Annotated in this window: 16 protein-coding genes; 6 read left to right on the top strand and 10 right to left on the bottom strand. The window is 54.4% G+C overall.

All coding sequences use genetic code 11. The annotated features are described in order from the left end of the window. Window positions 1–89: 89 nt before the first annotated feature. Complete coding sequence (locus tag L1S32_RS10960; protein WP_278155137.1) at window positions 90–734, bottom strand: TMEM175 family protein; 645 nt, start codon at window positions 732–734, stop codon at window positions 90–92. 211 nt (window positions 735–945) lie between these two features. Between L1S32_RS10960 and L1S32_RS10955 the strand changes: the two genes are divergently transcribed. After that, a complete protein-coding gene (locus L1S32_RS10955; RefSeq protein WP_278155136.1) occupies window positions 946–1,839 on the top strand; it encodes a metal-dependent hydrolase in 894 nt (297 codons plus the stop codon). Between the two features lie 69 nt (window positions 1,840–1,908). Here the strand turns inward: L1S32_RS10955 and sepS are convergent, their stop codons facing one another. From sepS to L1S32_RS10910, 9 genes are read right to left on the bottom strand one after another with little or no spacing between them, the layout of a single operon-like run. Further along, window positions 1,909–3,492: an O-phosphoserine--tRNA ligase gene (gene sepS / locus L1S32_RS10950; protein WP_278155135.1), complete on the bottom strand. Its 1,584-nt coding sequence runs from the start codon at window positions 3,490–3,492 to the stop codon at window positions 1,909–1,911. Window positions 3,493–3,494: 2 nt separating this feature from the next. Continuing rightward, window positions 3,495–4,391, bottom strand: coding sequence for a 4-demethylwyosine synthase TYW1 (twy1, locus tag L1S32_RS10945; protein WP_278155134.1), 897 nt, complete (start codon window positions 4,389–4,391; stop codon window positions 3,495–3,497). Further along, on the bottom strand, window positions 4,372–6,036 hold the full coding sequence (argS, locus tag L1S32_RS10940) for an arginine--tRNA ligase (RefSeq protein ID WP_278155133.1): 1,665 nt from the start codon (window positions 6,034–6,036) through the stop codon (window positions 4,372–4,374). Before argS ends, twy1 begins: the two co-directional genes overlap by 20 nt. After that, complete coding sequence (gene prf1 / locus L1S32_RS10935; protein ID WP_278155132.1) at window positions 6,036–7,307, bottom strand: peptide chain release factor aRF-1; 1,272 nt, start codon at window positions 7,305–7,307, stop codon at window positions 6,036–6,038. The genes argS and prf1 overlap by 1 nt, the downstream gene beginning before the upstream one ends. Window positions 7,308–7,361: 54 nt before the next feature. Continuing rightward, complete coding sequence (locus tag L1S32_RS10930) at window positions 7,362–8,240, bottom strand: alpha/beta hydrolase (protein WP_278155131.1); 879 nt, start codon at window positions 8,238–8,240, stop codon at window positions 7,362–7,364. Window positions 8,241–8,243: 3 nt separating this feature from the next. Continuing rightward, entirely contained in the window at window positions 8,244–8,756 is a 513-nt protein-coding gene (locus tag L1S32_RS10925; RefSeq protein ID WP_278155130.1) for an NUDIX hydrolase, read from the bottom strand. Next, window positions 8,753–9,424, bottom strand: a complete 672-nt coding sequence (gene queC / locus L1S32_RS10920; protein WP_278155129.1) for a 7-cyano-7-deazaguanine synthase QueC — start codon at window positions 9,422–9,424, stop codon at window positions 8,753–8,755. Before queC ends, L1S32_RS10925 begins: the two co-directional genes overlap by 4 nt. A gap of 1 nt (window position 9,425) precedes the next feature. Beyond that, window positions 9,426–10,034: a radical SAM protein gene (locus L1S32_RS10915; RefSeq protein ID WP_278155128.1), complete on the bottom strand. Its 609-nt coding sequence runs from the start codon at window positions 10,032–10,034 to the stop codon at window positions 9,426–9,428. Next, the gene (locus tag L1S32_RS10910) at window positions 10,031–10,444 is read right to left on the bottom strand and encodes a 6-carboxytetrahydropterin synthase (RefSeq protein ID WP_278155127.1); all 414 of its coding nucleotides are present in this window, start codon (window positions 10,442–10,444) and stop codon (window positions 10,031–10,033) included. Before L1S32_RS10910 ends, L1S32_RS10915 begins: the two co-directional genes overlap by 4 nt. A 372-nt stretch (window positions 10,445–10,816) precedes the next feature. Here L1S32_RS10910 and L1S32_RS10905 point away from each other — a divergent pair, with 372 nt between their 5' ends. The 5 genes from L1S32_RS10905 to hxlB all read left to right on the top strand — a co-directional run bounded on the left by L1S32_RS10905 (window position 10,817) and on the right by hxlB (window position 16,105). Beyond that, window positions 10,817–11,245, top strand: a complete 429-nt coding sequence (locus L1S32_RS10905; protein WP_278155126.1) for a 30S ribosomal protein S12 — start codon at window positions 10,817–10,819, stop codon at window positions 11,243–11,245. Window positions 11,246–11,247: 2 nt separating this feature from the next. Further along, on the top strand, window positions 11,248–11,895 hold the full coding sequence (locus tag L1S32_RS10900; RefSeq protein ID WP_278155125.1) for a 30S ribosomal protein S7: 648 nt from the start codon (window positions 11,248–11,250) through the stop codon (window positions 11,893–11,895). Between the two features lie 26 nt (window positions 11,896–11,921). Beyond that, window positions 11,922–14,117, top strand: coding sequence for an elongation factor EF-2 (locus L1S32_RS10895; RefSeq protein ID WP_278155124.1), 2,196 nt, complete (start codon window positions 11,922–11,924; stop codon window positions 14,115–14,117). Window positions 14,118–14,229: 112 nt separating this feature from the next. After that, on the top strand, window positions 14,230–15,411 hold the full coding sequence (locus tag L1S32_RS10890) for a PLP-dependent aminotransferase family protein (RefSeq protein ID WP_278155123.1): 1,182 nt from the start codon (window positions 14,230–14,232) through the stop codon (window positions 15,409–15,411). Between the two features lie 103 nt (window positions 15,412–15,514). Continuing rightward, window positions 15,515–16,105 (top strand): 6-phospho-3-hexuloisomerase, encoded by a 591-nt coding sequence (gene hxlB / locus L1S32_RS10885; protein WP_278155122.1) that lies wholly within the window; start codon window positions 15,515–15,517, stop codon window positions 16,103–16,105. Window positions 16,106–16,330: the final 225 nt, after the last annotated feature.

The following is a 16,330-nucleotide window of genomic DNA, read 5'->3' as shown; positions in this document are numbered from 1 at the left end:
ACTCTCATTCTCCCCCTTCACACCATCCTCCATCCTGTCAGTCATGGAGGGGCGATTTCGCTGAAATTACTCTGATCTTAAAAATGTGATTATTTGGAGGCCGCATTCTGGCCTGGTTTTTTAACGATGAACCCAATGATGATGATGAGAAGATAGAATATTGTCGCCCACTCTGATGCGATGAAATATGCTGCACCAATGACGATAAGAGAGACAGCAGATGTCAGCAGGCCACGGCGAATCCCGTCGGTGATAGCCGAGTCCGGCACCCCGGCAGACAGAAGCCGCCGGCCCCGAGTCGCATAAGCCCAGCTGAGAGTGTATGAAAGGCTGATGAGCATGATATTTCCCGCATAGATGGCAACTGCCAGGGGATATTCGGAAAAGTCATCGTTCAGGTTTGTCGTGAACGGAACAAGCGTGATAAAAAAGAGGCTCACCAGGTTCAGCCAGATATAGATGCTATCGACATGAGAAATTTTGTTCATCTGCCGGTGGTGTACAATCCAGAAGATGGAGAGCAGAAGAAACGAAACCGCATAGTTGAAGATCTGGGGGATTGCCTCATTAACGGAGGAGTAAAATGTGCTGCTTGCAACCGACCCCGAATAGAGTCCGGTTCCTATCATCAGGACGGAGAGTGTGAGAACAATCGCATACACCCCATCGGTAAGGGCTTCAATCCTGTTTTTTTCGAGAAGGTCGGTTAATTTGCTGATATCCGGTTTCTTCATTATTTTAGGTCCCTTTCATTCTTCTGTGTCAATTTTTATTATATCCTGTATGATAAGAAATGTGACGATTCATCACCGGGATGTCCGACTCTGTGCCCCTGATGCATCCGCATCCGGACAGCAGAGGTGCAGGAGTCATTCCACCAGTGCATCGCCTGCACTGCCCGTCGCATCGGATATGGTTTAGTATCAGAATAGCAGAAAATGAACTGTGGACTCATTCACCCATGCCTTTGCCATCGCAATCCCGCTATTACTCGCAGGCAACGCCATCCTTGTCCCTTTTGCCGTGATAGGTGCGGTGATCCCGGATATTGATGCGATATTCTTTTTTGTTTCGGATGATGAACCGTCCCGGTATATCTTCACCCATGGCGGAATCACCCACAGCATTGCGGGTGCAGCACTCCTCTCCCTTGCGGCGTTCATCGCCCTGTACCTCCTCTCCACCATTTCATGGTTCGGGCAGTATTTTCCGGAGAAAGTTACCCTCATGGCAGGCTTCGCCATTCTCACCGGTGCGATGCTGCACATTCTCCTTGACTATCTCGCCTATCCCGGCATTCCCCTCCTATGGCCGTTTTCAACAGAAAAGTTCACGCTCGGCATCTTTCCCGGGCCGTCCCTCCCCATCCTGATAGCAAGCCTCGCCCTGCTCTGTCTTATCCTGACCAGAAGGGCAGGAAACGGAGTCTGTCAGGGATATATGGTCGTATTTCTCGCAATTATTCTCATATACGCAGGACTTGCCGTATATGCAAACGCGGAGACTGACGGGAAGGCGATTCCCACCATAAATCCCGGCCGCTTTATTACCATTGAAGAGACAGACGGTTCCTTTGTCGTCCGCCCGTTTGACATCCTCCACGGCAGCGGTGCAGAAATCCTGTACCGCAAGTACACAAATATCACCCCTGCAGAAGTGGCAGGCATTGCTATGCTGCCTGAAGTGGAGCGGCTCTATTACCATTCATACATTGTCACCGCAGAACGCAGGGGTGAAAGCATTGTACTCCGCGACCCGCTCAGAGAAGAGAAGGTCTTCCGCTATCCGCTTGACCATTCGTCCCTCGTGATTCCGGTCCGGGACACCCTTTCCGGATAGTCTTCGCTGTGCATGATGCTCCTGACGGATTTAAATAAACGCAAAAAGAAAGGTTTGAGATATTCCCTGTTATCCGTCCAGGACACTCCGGACTGCGACAAACACCGGTCCGCGGACATCAGTCTTCTTGTTATTGTCGGTGATTGTCCGCATCACATAGTTCTCAATTTTGAGATTTACATCAGACGGGATCTTTGCCATCTTTACCTGCACATGGGTGCCCTCACCGGAACAGGCCGCCTCCTCGATGCGTGCGGCAGCGAGGTTTGCAACTGCTTCAAGGTATGAGATGCCTGCGGCAGCACCATTCTCTCTCACCTTGGCAAACTTGCTCGTGTCCGGCACCCCGAGAATCTTGCCGTCTTCGACATAGATTTCATTGAATACCGCTGGGCCGCAGAGACGTGAGTTCTCCTCCTCTTCCTCGACAAAGACACGGATACGTGTGCCGCAGCACTCTCCGTCCCATGCCTCAAAGGAACAGGGGCTCTCCTCCTGAGCGTGAGCCGTGGCAGTCTTCAGAATTGCCTCTGCCATGAGGATTCCCTCTCTTGTCTGCGGCGCCTCCCGCAGGCCGATGCCTGCGGCAAGTTCTGCATCGGTGAAGACCGGCGGGAAGAACTGCGGGTGAGTGAGCTGGCGGACGTCATCTGCCTGGTACTCAATCATCGCGAGACGCTCCACCCCAAGACCAAGGTTCATCACCGGGACACCGACGCCGTATTCAGCGAGGGCGGAAGGAGAGTACATGCCAAAGGTGGCGACTTCCACCCAGCCATGCACCGGGTGGCGTGCATACACTTCGGTCTGGGTGTCAGGAATATAATATTTGGACCGCTTCTCATCCGGCCGGAACTCAAAGTCCTCGAACCCGAATGCCTTCAGAAGGGCCGCTGCGACCGCTTTGCCGTCCTCCACGGTCACATGCTCACCGGCAACAATACAGGAGGCGGAGTGATAGGTCATCAGGCGGGTGGGTCCCTCCTCCTGCTCCCGCCGGAAACAGCGGTCGATGGAGAACTGGCGGATAGGATGGGGCAGACGGTCCCACATCGCCCCTAAGGAGAGGAACCAGCCTGAGGTCATGTGCGAGCGCAGGGTGGTCCGCGAGGATTCCGGTGCCAGTGCACGAAATTCAGGGAATACCTCGTCCATCATGCGCACGACAAGGGCGTCGTCACAGCCGAGTACTTTTGCCAGTTCATAGGTGAGTTCGTCACCGTCCACCTCTGCCTTCTTGTATGCATGCAGGGTCTCACGGAGGCGTTCTTCTCCCTCTTCACCCAGTTTTTTGCCAAGAATGCGCTCGATCTGTGAGATCCGTTCTTTGCCGATACCCACGTTCGGGCGCGGCAGCCCGCCGAGATAGAAAACGCGGTCAAGAACCGCGGATGCCTCAGGCCCGAACTGGCGGTAGACATCCTTCTCATCGATAAAAAGCGGCACCCTCGCCTCATCAAACCCAATAGAGAGATATGCCTCACGCAGGCGTGACGTAGTCTCTGCAATGGGATGGCGGCGGGCGGATTTGTATCTGTACCGCGGATATTTGTTGGCTGCCCCGACCGGATCTATGATCTCCGGTCCTTTATTCCAGGCGTGTTCAAAGTCAGTACGTGCTAATTCCCGGTATTCATCTGGATTAAATTTCATTTTTACCGCCGTGTGAGACAGACCACCCGTGATACCGGGCTGTCATCGTAGACTTCGTAATCACAGTATTTCGTAATTTCGTTTGCAAACGCTGCCACATACTCATGGGACGGCATATGCGCACGGGTAAGACGGTTGCGTGAGTAGCCCAGATACATGTATCCCTTCACTTCTACATAGAGAGGGCCTGCATCCTGAATCAGACGGGCATACCCCTCCGGGCTGATGTCATTGAGCCCTTTGACGACCGTAATGCGTATCGCAGACCGCCTGCTCCCCAGAAGGGAGAGGCTCTCTAACACCCGTTCCCAGGAGTCCTCCATAGGGCGGCAGACACGCCGGTAGGTCTCCTCGTCCGGGCCGTCCAGTGAAACATACGTCTGGTACGGACTGCACCGCTGAATCATCTCAGGGCGCGTCCCGTTTGTCACCAGAAATGTGGTAAACCCGGCATCATTCAGGAGCGTGAAGAGCCGGGGAAGCTGGGAGTAGAGAGTGGGTTCGCCGGAGAGGGAAACTGCGGCCATGTCAGGTGCAAGCGCCTCTTCCCAGAGTTTCGGTTCAACCGCACTGTTTGCGACCGGATTATATCCGGCAAGGGCCTTTTTCTGGAAGAAGTGCAGGCGGTCCATGATGACCTCCGGGGGGCACTCCTCCTCTTCGATCACTTCATGCTCCATCGATCGCCAGCAGAAGAGACAGCGCTGGTTGCACTTCAGGGTCGGAGTCATCTGGACACAGCGGTGGCTCGCAATGCCGTAGAACTGTGCCTTGTAACACATATCCCCGCCGAGGAGCGTCCGTTTATTCCACATGCACGGCTTGAGAGCCGCAGAAGAACGGGGAGAAAAAAACTGGTAGCCCTGTCGCAACAGGGCCTTACATGCTTCTGACTGCATCGATACCGAGGGTTTCGAGCACTTCGCTCAGGGTATTCTGTGCCGCCCTGACGAGGGTGAGCCGGGCATCCCGCACCCCTGCCTCCGCCTTGAGGACCGGGTCAGTGTGGTAGAACGCATTGAAGAGGTCGGCGAGGTCACGGGCATATATCGCCAGGTGGTGAGGACGGAGCTCCTCCACCACGGTCTGCAGCACCACCGGGAAGAGGCCGATGTGCTTGGCAAGCGCCATCTCCGATTCGGTGGAGAGTTCATACACCGGGGTAAAGTCTCCCGCCTTCTCAAGGATAGAACAGGCCCGTGCATGGGAATACTGGATATACGGAGCACTCTGGCGTTCAAAGTCAAGTGCCTGCCGCCAGTCAAAGACCGTGCTCTTCTCCTGCGAGACACGGACGATATCATAGCGAACCGCACCGATGGCAACGGATGCCGCAATGGCCCGGCGCTCCTCTTCGGTGAGTTCCGGCCGGCGGATTGTCACCTCATCAAACGCCTTCTTTGTCACCTCATCAATGAGTTCGTCTGCAGAGATGAACTTGCCTGCACGGGTGCTCATGGAGCCTTCCGGAAGGCTCACAAATTCAAAGAAGACAATCTCCGGTGCCTTCTCACCAAGGAGTTTCATCGTTGCCTGCAGCTGGGCACCGATCAGCTTATGGTCAGCCCCCAGCACATCGATGAGCCGGTCAAAGTGTTCGCCCTTCCATGCATGGTAGGCAAGGTCACGGGCGGCATACACGCTCGTTCCGTCGGAACGGCGCAGCACATACTGCTTCTCAAACCCGCATGCCGTGAGATCCACGGCGAGAATGTCGTCGTGTGATGCCTCGGGAAGCGCCTCAACACGGTCGAGAATTGCGACCATCGAGCCGTCCTGAACAAATCCGGACTCCCAGACAAACCGATCATGGGGGGTATTGAGCCGTTTGAGCGTGACCTTTATCCCCTCTGCACAGAGGGACACGGCACGGCGGAACTTCTCCACGATCTCGGGATCTCCCTGTTCAATGAGGCCCATACGCCGGTCAATCTCCTCTTTTATGGACGAATCGGCCTCAAGTGCACGATTTGCCGCCACATAAACGCGGGCGACATAATGATCGTCTTTTTCGCCTTCATTCTGCGGGATATCAAGGAAATCGAATCCCCACGAGACAATTGCAATCTGACGTCCCATGTCGTTCAGGTAGTACTGCACATCAATGTCATACCCTGCCTTTCGGAACACCCGCGCCAGCGTATCACCGATAACCGAGTTGCGGATATGCCCCACATGCAGCGGCCCGTTGGGGTTTGCCGAGGTATGTTCAATACAGACCCTCCCCGGCACATCAGCCAGACGTCCGTAGCCCGGCTGGGAGGCTGCCTCCACAACGCCTGCCACATATCCGGGTCCAAAGACAAAGTTGATGTAAGGACCGGTGGTGGAGACGGTGATGCCTGCCTCAGCAAGCCCCCCCTCAATTGCTGTCGTAATCTCTCCTGCAATCACCGCAGGGTTCTTCCTCTGCGTCTTTGCAAGCGCAAAGGCGATGGTTGACGCAAGGTCGGCATGGTCACCGCCGTCACCGAGGAGCACATCCTCTGCTCCTGTTGCGTCTTTCAGGGCTGTTTCAACAGCCCGGTATGCATCCTGGTACATCAGTATCCTGTCCTGTATCGCAGTATAGCCGCAATCCCGCCAAAGGCGTTATAAAGAATCGATCCTTCTTCAAAATCATTGGATATGATCATCACTCTGGTCGAGCTTGCGTCGGCAAGTGCCGTCAGCTCATCGATGATATCAGTCTCTTCTTCCAGGTAAAGCGGTGCAGTGCAGCTCGGGCAGCTGCCCAGGTCAATATCAATTGCAGACTTGCCTGGCTCTACCTGCACGGTCTCTTCCTTAACAAAATCACAGTTCTGGCACCGGACACGAAGCCGTTCTTTGCGAAGGTTCTCTGAAAGAAGAAGCGTATCAACCGCACCAATTTCGAGGTTCTTGCGTACAGACTCCTCTCCGTATGCGGAGGCACTGTCATCTTTGATCAGTTCCTTTAAGAACCGGTCCATAACAGACTTCTCCTTCATCACCTCTACGCCGCGGAGCGCTTCCTGTGCATTATCCACCAGTTCGCTCAGACCGGACTCATTGGTGTACGACACATCAAAGAGACCGATAAGCCGTTTCTGGAGTTCGTGATGCAGATAGCCACCGTCTGCAAACTCCTCTTTAGTGGGCGTGGGACCACCGATGAGAACGCCTTTGAACCGGTTATAGAAGTCCGGTTCTGCCATGAAGACATCGGTTGCCCGGTCAGCGACCTTCTTATAATATTCATTGATGGCAATGAGGCGCAGACGCTGGAAACGCATTGCTGACTGTCCACCTTTTCGTTGTTTGCCGGGGACTGTGGATGTCACACCGGAGGCAGGCTCAATGCGGTTTCCGCGCAGAAATCCGAGATATGATTCACGGCGGTCGATGACCAGAAGCCCGTAGACTTCCTTCTCCACGAGCATCTGCTCCATCGGCTCAAGTTCGAAGCGCGATGAGCACCGGTACATATAAAGCGGCACGACATCAGGAGGTTCGATGATGGTGCAGTCCATATCGGTACGGTCACCGCCTATTTTGATTGCCCCGCAGAAGATGGCAAGGCCGTTTTCCGGCGGTTTATTGTAATACTTCAGGCGTGAGAGAATCGAGGAGATGGCACTCTGCACATTTGTCCGTGTCTGTTTGCTCTTAATATTGGAACACTGCCCGAATTCGTCCCTCAGCTGGGCAGTGACATCATAGATCTGCTTGTCGGGAGGGATGTATATGGTAATCAGTTCCGTTCCGCTGCCCTCTTTCTGCTTCAGCCGTTCAAGGGTCTTTTTAAACTCATAGCGCTTTCGGGCGCTGTCCATCTCCACTTCTTCTGCCATGCTTGGGTTTGCCTCCGGGTGGCAAATTGCTAATATAATTCTCTCTCAGGAGCATTAAAAGGTGAGTATAGCACCGATGATCATGTTATCAACCTTAGCGTTGATACCATGGGTGCCATTGAACACTTCAAAATTCTTTGGTTCCTGCGCTGCATTGAAGAGGGAAAGGCCGTTCTGGAAGGGAATAACCTCATCTGAAGAGGAGTGGAAGATCCACACCGGTTCCGGAGATATCGCACCTACATATGCAGCGGGGTCAACGGACCGGACAAAGGCCAGCACATCCGGTGAGGCACCATCCGCAACCGTGATGGCGGAGGTTGAAACCCCAAAATATCCGGCATCACCGGCATCAAGGGCCGCTGCAACCGCACCGGTCATTCCGCCGTTTGATGATCCGACGATATACACCGGGGTGCCATACCGTTCAGAAAGCATCATCCTCGCGGTGATAATATCTCCGATGGTCAGATACCACTGGGGAGTGGTGCCTGAGGTAAACCGACGGAGATCCCCGTTCAGACCTTCAGTATGTCCGGCAGTCTCTCCGCCGTTGCCCCGCACGTCAAGCACAAGAGTCGCAATCCCGGACTCCGCATAGGAGACCGCGCGCCCCTCATGTGCCGCCGCTGCCACACCCGCACCGGGAACCAGCACAACCCCCGCCACCGGATGGGAGGGAGCGGCAAGGAAGGCATGGACATTCCCATCGTTTTCTGAGAAGATCAGGTCAGAGAGCGCCACACTTCCGTTGATTCCGGAGAAACCACCGGCCATTTCCGTATAGACCGGTGTGATACCGGTGATGACCAGAGCGCCCGTTTCATCGAGGGAATAGACAGGTGCTGCCACCTCCGCACCGGGGGTGGTGCAACCCGCCGCCAGCACCGCGGCTGCCATAGAGAGAACAAGAAACAGCACAATCCGTTTCATAGCTCAGCTCTGCCCCCGAAAATAATGATAGGCGAGGCAGATGGTCTTTGCATCAATGATACGCCCGTCACGGATCATCTCCTCCATCTCGCACAGGGAGAGTTTCACCACCTCAATCTGTTCATCCTCGTCCATCCCGTATGCGTCAGACAAAGAGAGGTCATGTGCCTCAAAGAGATAGATAACCTCATCTGTGTATCCCGGAGCCGGGTAAATTTTACCACGGGGGATGAGGGTATCTGCCGCCATGCCGGTCTCCTCAATGAGTTCACGGTATGCAGTCTCTTCCGGGGTCTCACCGGGATCCATCGTACCTGCGGGAACCTCATATATCCACTCACCGACAGCAAAGCGGTACTGCCGTTCGAGGTAACAGCAGTCCCCTTCGATGGGCAGCATCGCAACCGCATGCCCCGGGCGGACGACCCGGCGTTCCTTCACAACACCGGACGGCAGGGTCACGGTCACCGTATCAAGGGTGATCTTCTTTTTTCCCGCAACAGCAGGGCCAGTCATTCCCGCACCTCATAGGGAATCGGGTCTTCCCTCCCTGCCTCCCGAAAGGCCGCTAAACGGTAATGGCAGGAATCACATGTGCCGCAGGCGGGTGCACCGGACCGGTAGCACGACCAGGTATCCTCATACGGCACCCGGAGGGCAAAACCCTGCTTCAGGATTTCGGTTTTTGACATATTCACAAACGGCGCCATCAGCCTGATGTGAGTGTCATCAGCAGTTCCGGTATCAATCACCTGCTGAAAAGCCGCAATGAACTGCGGGCGGCAGTCCGGGTAGCCGGCGTAATCCGATGCCTGCACACCGATAAAGACCGCCTCCGCCCCTCGGGCCTCTGCAAGGGAGGTCGCGATTGCAATCAGATTCGCATTCCGGAACGGCACATAGGTATTGGGGATGCCTGCCTCAGCTCCTGTATGATCCCGTATCGTCAGTGCATCATCTGTCAGACTGGAGCCACCGATACGACGGAGATAGTCCAGATTCACGGTGAAAAATTCCTCGGCATCCAGAGATGCGGCGATCTTTTGGGCGCACGCAAACTCTGCATCCTCGGTCGGCTGACCGTAGCGGAGGTGCAGGGCAATGATGCTGTAACCCATATCCCGCGCCACATAGGCAAGGGTGGAGGAGTCCATCCCACCGGATAGAAGGCAGACCGCTTTCATTTCACTTCACCCCGATGGATTTGTGCAGCTGGAGCTGAAAGCGTGCTGCAATGCCCTCTTCAAGGATAAAATCAGCAATTTCCCGGTAATTCCCACCCCAGACAGGGGAGATGAATACCGTACCTGCAATATCATGGGACTCGATTATCTCCTGTGCATACAGACAGTCGGTGCGGTCCATTACGACAAACTTCACGGAATCTTCCGGCCGGAGGTCGGCGAGCAGGGCGGGGTCTGACTCTTCACCGGAAGAGGGGCACTTGATGTCCATGCTTATCGTGGCATATTCCTGCACACCCGTGAAGCAGAGCGTGCCGTTCGTCTCGATCTCGATCCGGTAGCCGGCATCCCGGAGAGCCGCAAGCAGGTACTTCAGTTCATCCTCCTGGAGCAGTGGCTCCCCCCCGGTAACGATGACATAGCGGGGCATGCCTGCAGACACTGCAGATACGATTTCGTCGACGCTCATTCCGGTGCCGCCACCATGCGACTCAGGTGTATCGCACCACGCGCAGCTGAGGTTGCAGCCGGCACAGCGGATGAAGGTGGCCGGAAGACCCTGCCGGAGACCTTCACCAGATATGGAAGAGAATATCTCAATAATGTTCATATAACATCAAAGGTGAGCTGGGCATAGCAGGACGTAGACTCCCAGACACGGATCTTTGTCACGGAGGCAGGAATGCCCTCTGCAGTGCAGGATTCGTCTAACAACCCTGCAATAATACGTGCAAGATTCTCAGATGTCGGGTCACCCTCTGTTGTAACGACCTCCTGGAAGGCAGAGAGACACTCAACCATCGGGTCTTTGCGGTTGAGGATGACCTGGTGATCAAACCGGTTAACCACCTGTTTGATACAGTTATAGTCCACGAGGATCTGTGTTTCAGAATCGACCTCCCCGGTAATCCATACCTCAACACGCCACTGGTGCCCGTGCAGGCGATAACACTTGCCGGTATAGTTGAGAAGGCGATGGCTTGCCTCAAAATAGGCTTCCTTGTATATTGTCATACTCATAGCTATGAAAAATCATGGGTGAGGATACTATATGATGGCTGTCGTAGCGGCGCAGGCGCACAGGGCAGCCTGCCGCACATCACCCTGCGCACGGGGCATCAGGCGCGCACCGATGGGGCACCATGACACATTATCGCACGACACCTTTTATTAGTCAACCAGTGTAAATACATAGGCAGAAATCTGGTATGTCAGGTGACAGCGGCGGAGATGGTTGGGAAATCGGCCGAATTTCCCCCTGAATCAAAAAATCCAGGGAATCCGGGCAAGGATTGATTCTACCCATCTCAGTCACAATAGGATATCAATTTCGAAATCAAGCGTGAGCTATCAGGCTTGCCTGATGATCACACTGAAAAACGAGGTAATCAAATGGGAAATGGAAAATTTGCAGCGCGTAAATGTAAGCGCGTTGCCAAAGAGAACAGGTGGCGGGACACCAACTATGCACGCCGCCAGCTAGGTCTCGACGTGAAGTCAGACCCACTCGAAGGTGCACCACAGGGCAGGGGCATTGTTCTTGAGAAGGTCGGAGTGGAAGCAAAACAGCCGAACTCAGCTATCCGGAAATGTGTCCGTGTCCAGCTGATCAAAAACGGCCGCCAGGTCACTGCATTTGCAGTCGGCGACGGTGCCATCAACTTCATTGATGAACACGATGAAGTCACCATCGAGGGCATCGGCGGTCGTCTCGGCCGTTCCAAGGGAGATATCCCCGGTGTCAGATATCAGGTCACTGAAGTGAACAATGTCTGTCTCCATGAAATGGTCCTTGGCAAGAAGGAGAAGCCGCGCAGGTGATCATGATGACAGAAGAAGATATTCAGACAGATGTTGCTGTCGAAGAAGCAGCTGTGGAAGTCCCGGTTAAGGCAAAAGCAATTGTCCCCGGACACCTGCTCTTTAACAAGTGGGATCTCTCGGAAATCGAGATCAAAGACCCGGGTCTGGTCCGCTACATCAGCACCCAGTCGATGATTGTACCACACTCCTGTGGAAAGCTTGCAGGCACCCAGTTTGCAAAGAGCAACATGCTCATTGTCGAACGCCTGATTAACAAGCTCATGCAGACAGAGAACAATACCGGCAAGAAAGAACTTACCACCCGCATTGTCAAGGATGCATTTGATATCATCAACCAGAAGACAAAGAAGAACCCGGTGGAAGTTCTCATTGACGCCATTTCAAATGCAGGACCCCGTGAGGAGACTGTCCGTCTGAAGTACGGTGGCATCAATGTACCAAAGTCAGTTGATACCGCTCCCCAGCGCCGTGTTGACACAGCACTGATGTTTATTGCACGCGGCGTCCGCCAGGCATCCCACAAGAAGAAGAAGCCGGCAGCAAACGTCCTTGCAGACGAACTCATTGCAGCAGCAAGCGGTGATGTCCGGTGCTACTCTGTTGGAAAGAAAGAAGAACGCGAACGTGTGGCAAAGTCTGCACGATAAACCCAATACTCTTTTAGAGAATCACTATGACGCGAAGGCGAAAAATGGTCGAGCGGGTCACAACACTGATGAGCCAGCCGGAGCACATCCGCAACATCGGTATTGTCGCACACATTGACCACGGGAAAACCACCCTCTCCGACAATCTCCTTGCCGGGGCCGGGATGATCAGCGAAGAAATTGCCGGAAAGGCATGCTGGATGGACTCCGATGAGGAGGAACAGGCACGTGGCATCACTATCGATTCCTCAAACGTCTCGATGGTCCACGAGTATGGTGGAACAGAGTACCTCATCAACATGATCGACACTCCGGGCCACGTGGACTTCGGCGGTGACGTTACCCGTGCAATGCGTGCGGTTGACGGTGCTGTCGTCCTTGTGGACGCAGTTGAGGGCACAATGCCCCAGACAGAGACTGTCCTGCGCCAGGCCCTGAAGGAAGGAGTCAGACCGGTTCTCTTTGTCAACAAAGTAGACCGCCTTATAAACGAACTTCAGGTCGACGAGATGGAGATGCAGATCCGCCTTGGAAAAGTCATTGACAAGGTGAACAAGCTCATCAAAGGCATGAACGAAGAGGCCTACAAGAATGGCTGGAAACTCGATGCAGCAGAAGGTACTGTCGCATTCGGATCCGCACTCTACAACTGGGCAATCTCCATCCCGTTCATGAAGAAGAGCGGTGTCTCATTCAAAGACGTGTACGACTGCTGTAAGGCAGGAGACATGAAGACACTCGCTAAGTCAAGCCCCCTCTGTCAGGTCGTCCTTGATATGGTGGTTAACCATCTTCCGGATCCCCTTGATGCCCAGAAGCGCCGTGTTCCCATCATCTGGCAGCACGGAGACCCGAATACCACAGAAGGCAAGGCAATGCTCAACTGTGACCCCGAGGGTCCTGCATGCCTGATGGTAACAGACATCTCCTTTGACCCGCATGCAGGCGAGGTCGCCACCGGGCGTCTCTTCTCCGGCACTCTCAGGCGTGGCAACGAGATGTATGTCATGGGTACTGCAAAACGCGTCAACCGCCTCACCCAGGTTGGTATCTTCATGGGTGCAGAGCGTATTGAGGTTGAGTCACTGAATGCCGGAAATATCGCCGCTGTCACCGGCCTCAAAGACGCTATTGTCGGTTCGACTGTCTCAACCCTGATGGAGATGCAGACATTCGAGTCCCTCAAGCACTACTCAGAACCTGTCATGACCGTTGCTGTTGAAGCAAAGAATATGAAGGATCTCCCGAAGCTCGTTACCGTGCTTCGCCAGGTAGGAAAGGAAGACCCGACCGTTCTCGTGAACATCAACGAGGAGACCGGAGAGCACCTGATCTCCGGTATGGGAGAGCTGCACCTTGAGATCATCACCCACCGTATCCACCGTGATAAGGGTGTTGAGATCGTGACCACCCCGCCGATTGTGGTATACCGTGAGACAATCACCGGTAAAACAGGCCCGGTCGAAGGAAAGTCACCCAACCGCCACAACCGGTTCTACCTTGAGTTCGAGCCTGTTCCTGACAATGTCGTCCAGCTGATCAAAGACGGAAAGATCTCAATGGATCTCCCGGCACTGGAACGCCGTGACGCACTGGTCGAGGCAGGATTTGACAAGGACGAGGCAAAGAGCCTGGTTGCTATCGAAGGCACCAACATGTTCTTCGACATGACCAAGGGTATCCAGTATCTGAACGAGACCATGGAGCTTGTCCTTGATGCATGGCGTGAAGCACTCGCAGGCGGCCCTCTTGCTGATGAGCAGGTCCAGAATGTGAAGATCCGTCTCATGGATGTAAAGCTTCACGAAGATGCTATCCACCGTGGCCCGGCACAGGTCATTCCTGCTGTCCGTGGTGCAGTGAAAGGCGGTCTTCTGATGGCTGACATTTCACTCCTCGAGCCTATGCAGATTCTCCAGATCACCGTTCCACAGGACCACATGGGTGCAGCAACTGCCCAGATCCAGGGACGCCGTGGCCAGGTATTTGATATGCAGTCCGAGGGAGACACCATCACGGTCGTCGGAAAGGCACCGGTCGCAGAACTCTTTGGGTTCGCAGGTGACGTCAGGTCAGCAACTGAAGGGCGTGCAATGTGGTCTACAGAATTCGCCGGATTCGAGACTGTGCCAGGTGGCATGCTCAAGGAAGTTGTGAAGGAGATCAGGAAGCGCAAAGGCCTTAAAGAACAGATTCCTGAACCTGCTGACTACCTCGCATAATCTTTTTTTTCTGATACCATCCCGGAAATAACAGACCGGTTTTGGCTTGCTACCGCCATCGGATTGGTTTTAGTATCTCCCATCCAGATCCTATATACAAACAGAGGCATCCATGAACTACCATTTTGCACGCAGGCTTGACGCCGCTCCGGAATCATTCCTTGACCGGCTCTTTGCCGTATCACGCGACCCGGAAATCATCTCCTTTGCAGGCGGCCTCCCGATGACATCCCTCATCGACGTGGCAGGTATCCGCGATGCCGCAGCGGCCGTCTTTGCCGACGAAGGAGAGAGAGCCCTCCAGTATACGACGACCGACGGCTATCTGCCCCTGCGGGAATATATCGCAGCACGCTACCGGTCCCGCCTTGGGTTATCGGCCACTGCAGATGAGATACGCATCACAAACGGCTCCCAGCAGTGTCTGGATCTGACCGCAAAGATACTCGTGGACCCCTGCACCGTGGTCGGAATGGAGCGGCCCGGCTATCTCGGCGCGATTGAAGCCTTCAGCTACTACCAGCCCCGGATAAAAACCATCCCGGTGACAGAAGAGGGACCCGATATGAACGCCTTCCGGACCCTGTGCCGGGAAGAAAAACCTGCCTTCTTCTATGGCATCCCAAACTTCCAGAACCCGTCCGGTACCGCATACAGCGATGCCGTTCGGAGGGAGTGTGCGGAGTGCTGCCGGGAGACTGAGACCATCTTCTATGAAGACGATGCTTTCGGCGAACTTGCATTTGACGGCAGGCCCCGCATGCCGGTAAAGGCCTTTGCGCCGGAATGCGGGGTGATGAGCGGATCATTTTCGAAGACCGTATCGCCCGGTATGCGCATCGGCTGGATATATGCACCGGGCCCGGTCATTGAAAAGTTCGATGCCGTCCGGCAGGCAGCAGACCTTCACCCGAATGCACTCTCACAGGCAGTAATGCACCGGTATCTCACCACCCATGACTATGAAGGTCATCTGAGACGGGTGCGCGGGGTATATGAAACAAACTGCAGGCAGATGTGCAATCTCTTAGATGACCTCCTGCCGGACGTCTCTCATACCACACCGGAAGGAGGTATGTTCATGCTTGCCACCATGCCTGAGGGGAAAGACTCAATGGCCCTCTTCGATGCATGCCTGAAGGAGTGTGTGGCAGTCCTTCCCGGTGTACCATTTTATGCGGAAGGCGGCGGCCATGACACCTTCCGCCTGAACTTCTCCACTGCAGCAGAGGAGGAGATCACAGAGGGAATGAACAGGCTGGCGCGGGCATACCGGCACTGCGGCGGCAGATAACATCCCTTTTCCTGACAGGGACATATCGTAAAGAACATTATCATATAGCATAGCCAACATCTGTACGGCAGACATGGGGACTAACTATAAAATTCAGGAATTGATGCGAATGATCACTTCTGCAGCAGGTTCTATCGCAGATACGGTATCTGACAGGGAAGGACAGCAGTTTATGCAGGCGCTCCTCACTGCCCCCCGGATCTATGTGGCCGGTGCAGGGCGGTCCGGGCTCATTGCCAAGGCCTTTGCGATGCGGCTGATGCATCTCGGGATGGAGAGCTATGTCGTCGGCGAGACAATCACCCCTGCAATGCAGAGGGGTGACCTGCTCGTTGCCTTCTCCGGGTCCGGTGAAACCCATTCCATCACCGACATCTGTAAGACCGCCAAGGCGGTCGGCGGCACACTCGCATTGATCACATCACGGACTGAATCTTCCATGGCAACAACAGCCGACATGACGGTGGTTCTCAACAGCCGGCCGTATGACGACGAAGGGCTTCCCTCCGACTTTGCCATACGGCAGATAACCGGTGAGCACCGGTCAGGTGCAGCCTACAACCCGAAGGCGCCCACCGGATCGCTGTTTGAGACGGCAGCAATGATCTTCTCTGATGCGGTCATCCTCGAACTCATGGACCTGCGCCACACCGCAACAGACGAAGTTGAGGACAACTACTCAAATATTCAGTAATACTCATTTTTTGAAAAAAAGCGATCTCCATTTGGCGCTTTGAATTGCAGTGAACCGGGTTTCATGCTCACCAAAGACAGAATCTGCCTGCAATCCTGTAAATTGACCTGATCCAGAGTATTGAAAATTGGAGAGAGAGAGACTGCAGAAGGCATCATACAGAGCCCCGATGCTCAGAAGATTCATCAGTGTACCCTCTCTCCTGCGAAACGATTCTTCAGCACG

Source organism: Methanogenium sp. S4BF, from assembly GCF_029633965.1.
Classification (GTDB): Archaea; Halobacteriota; Methanomicrobia; order Methanomicrobiales; family Methanomicrobiaceae; genus Methanogenium.
Note: the sequence above shows the minus strand (reverse complement) of the source record. Positions and strands in the feature narration are given on the sequence as shown.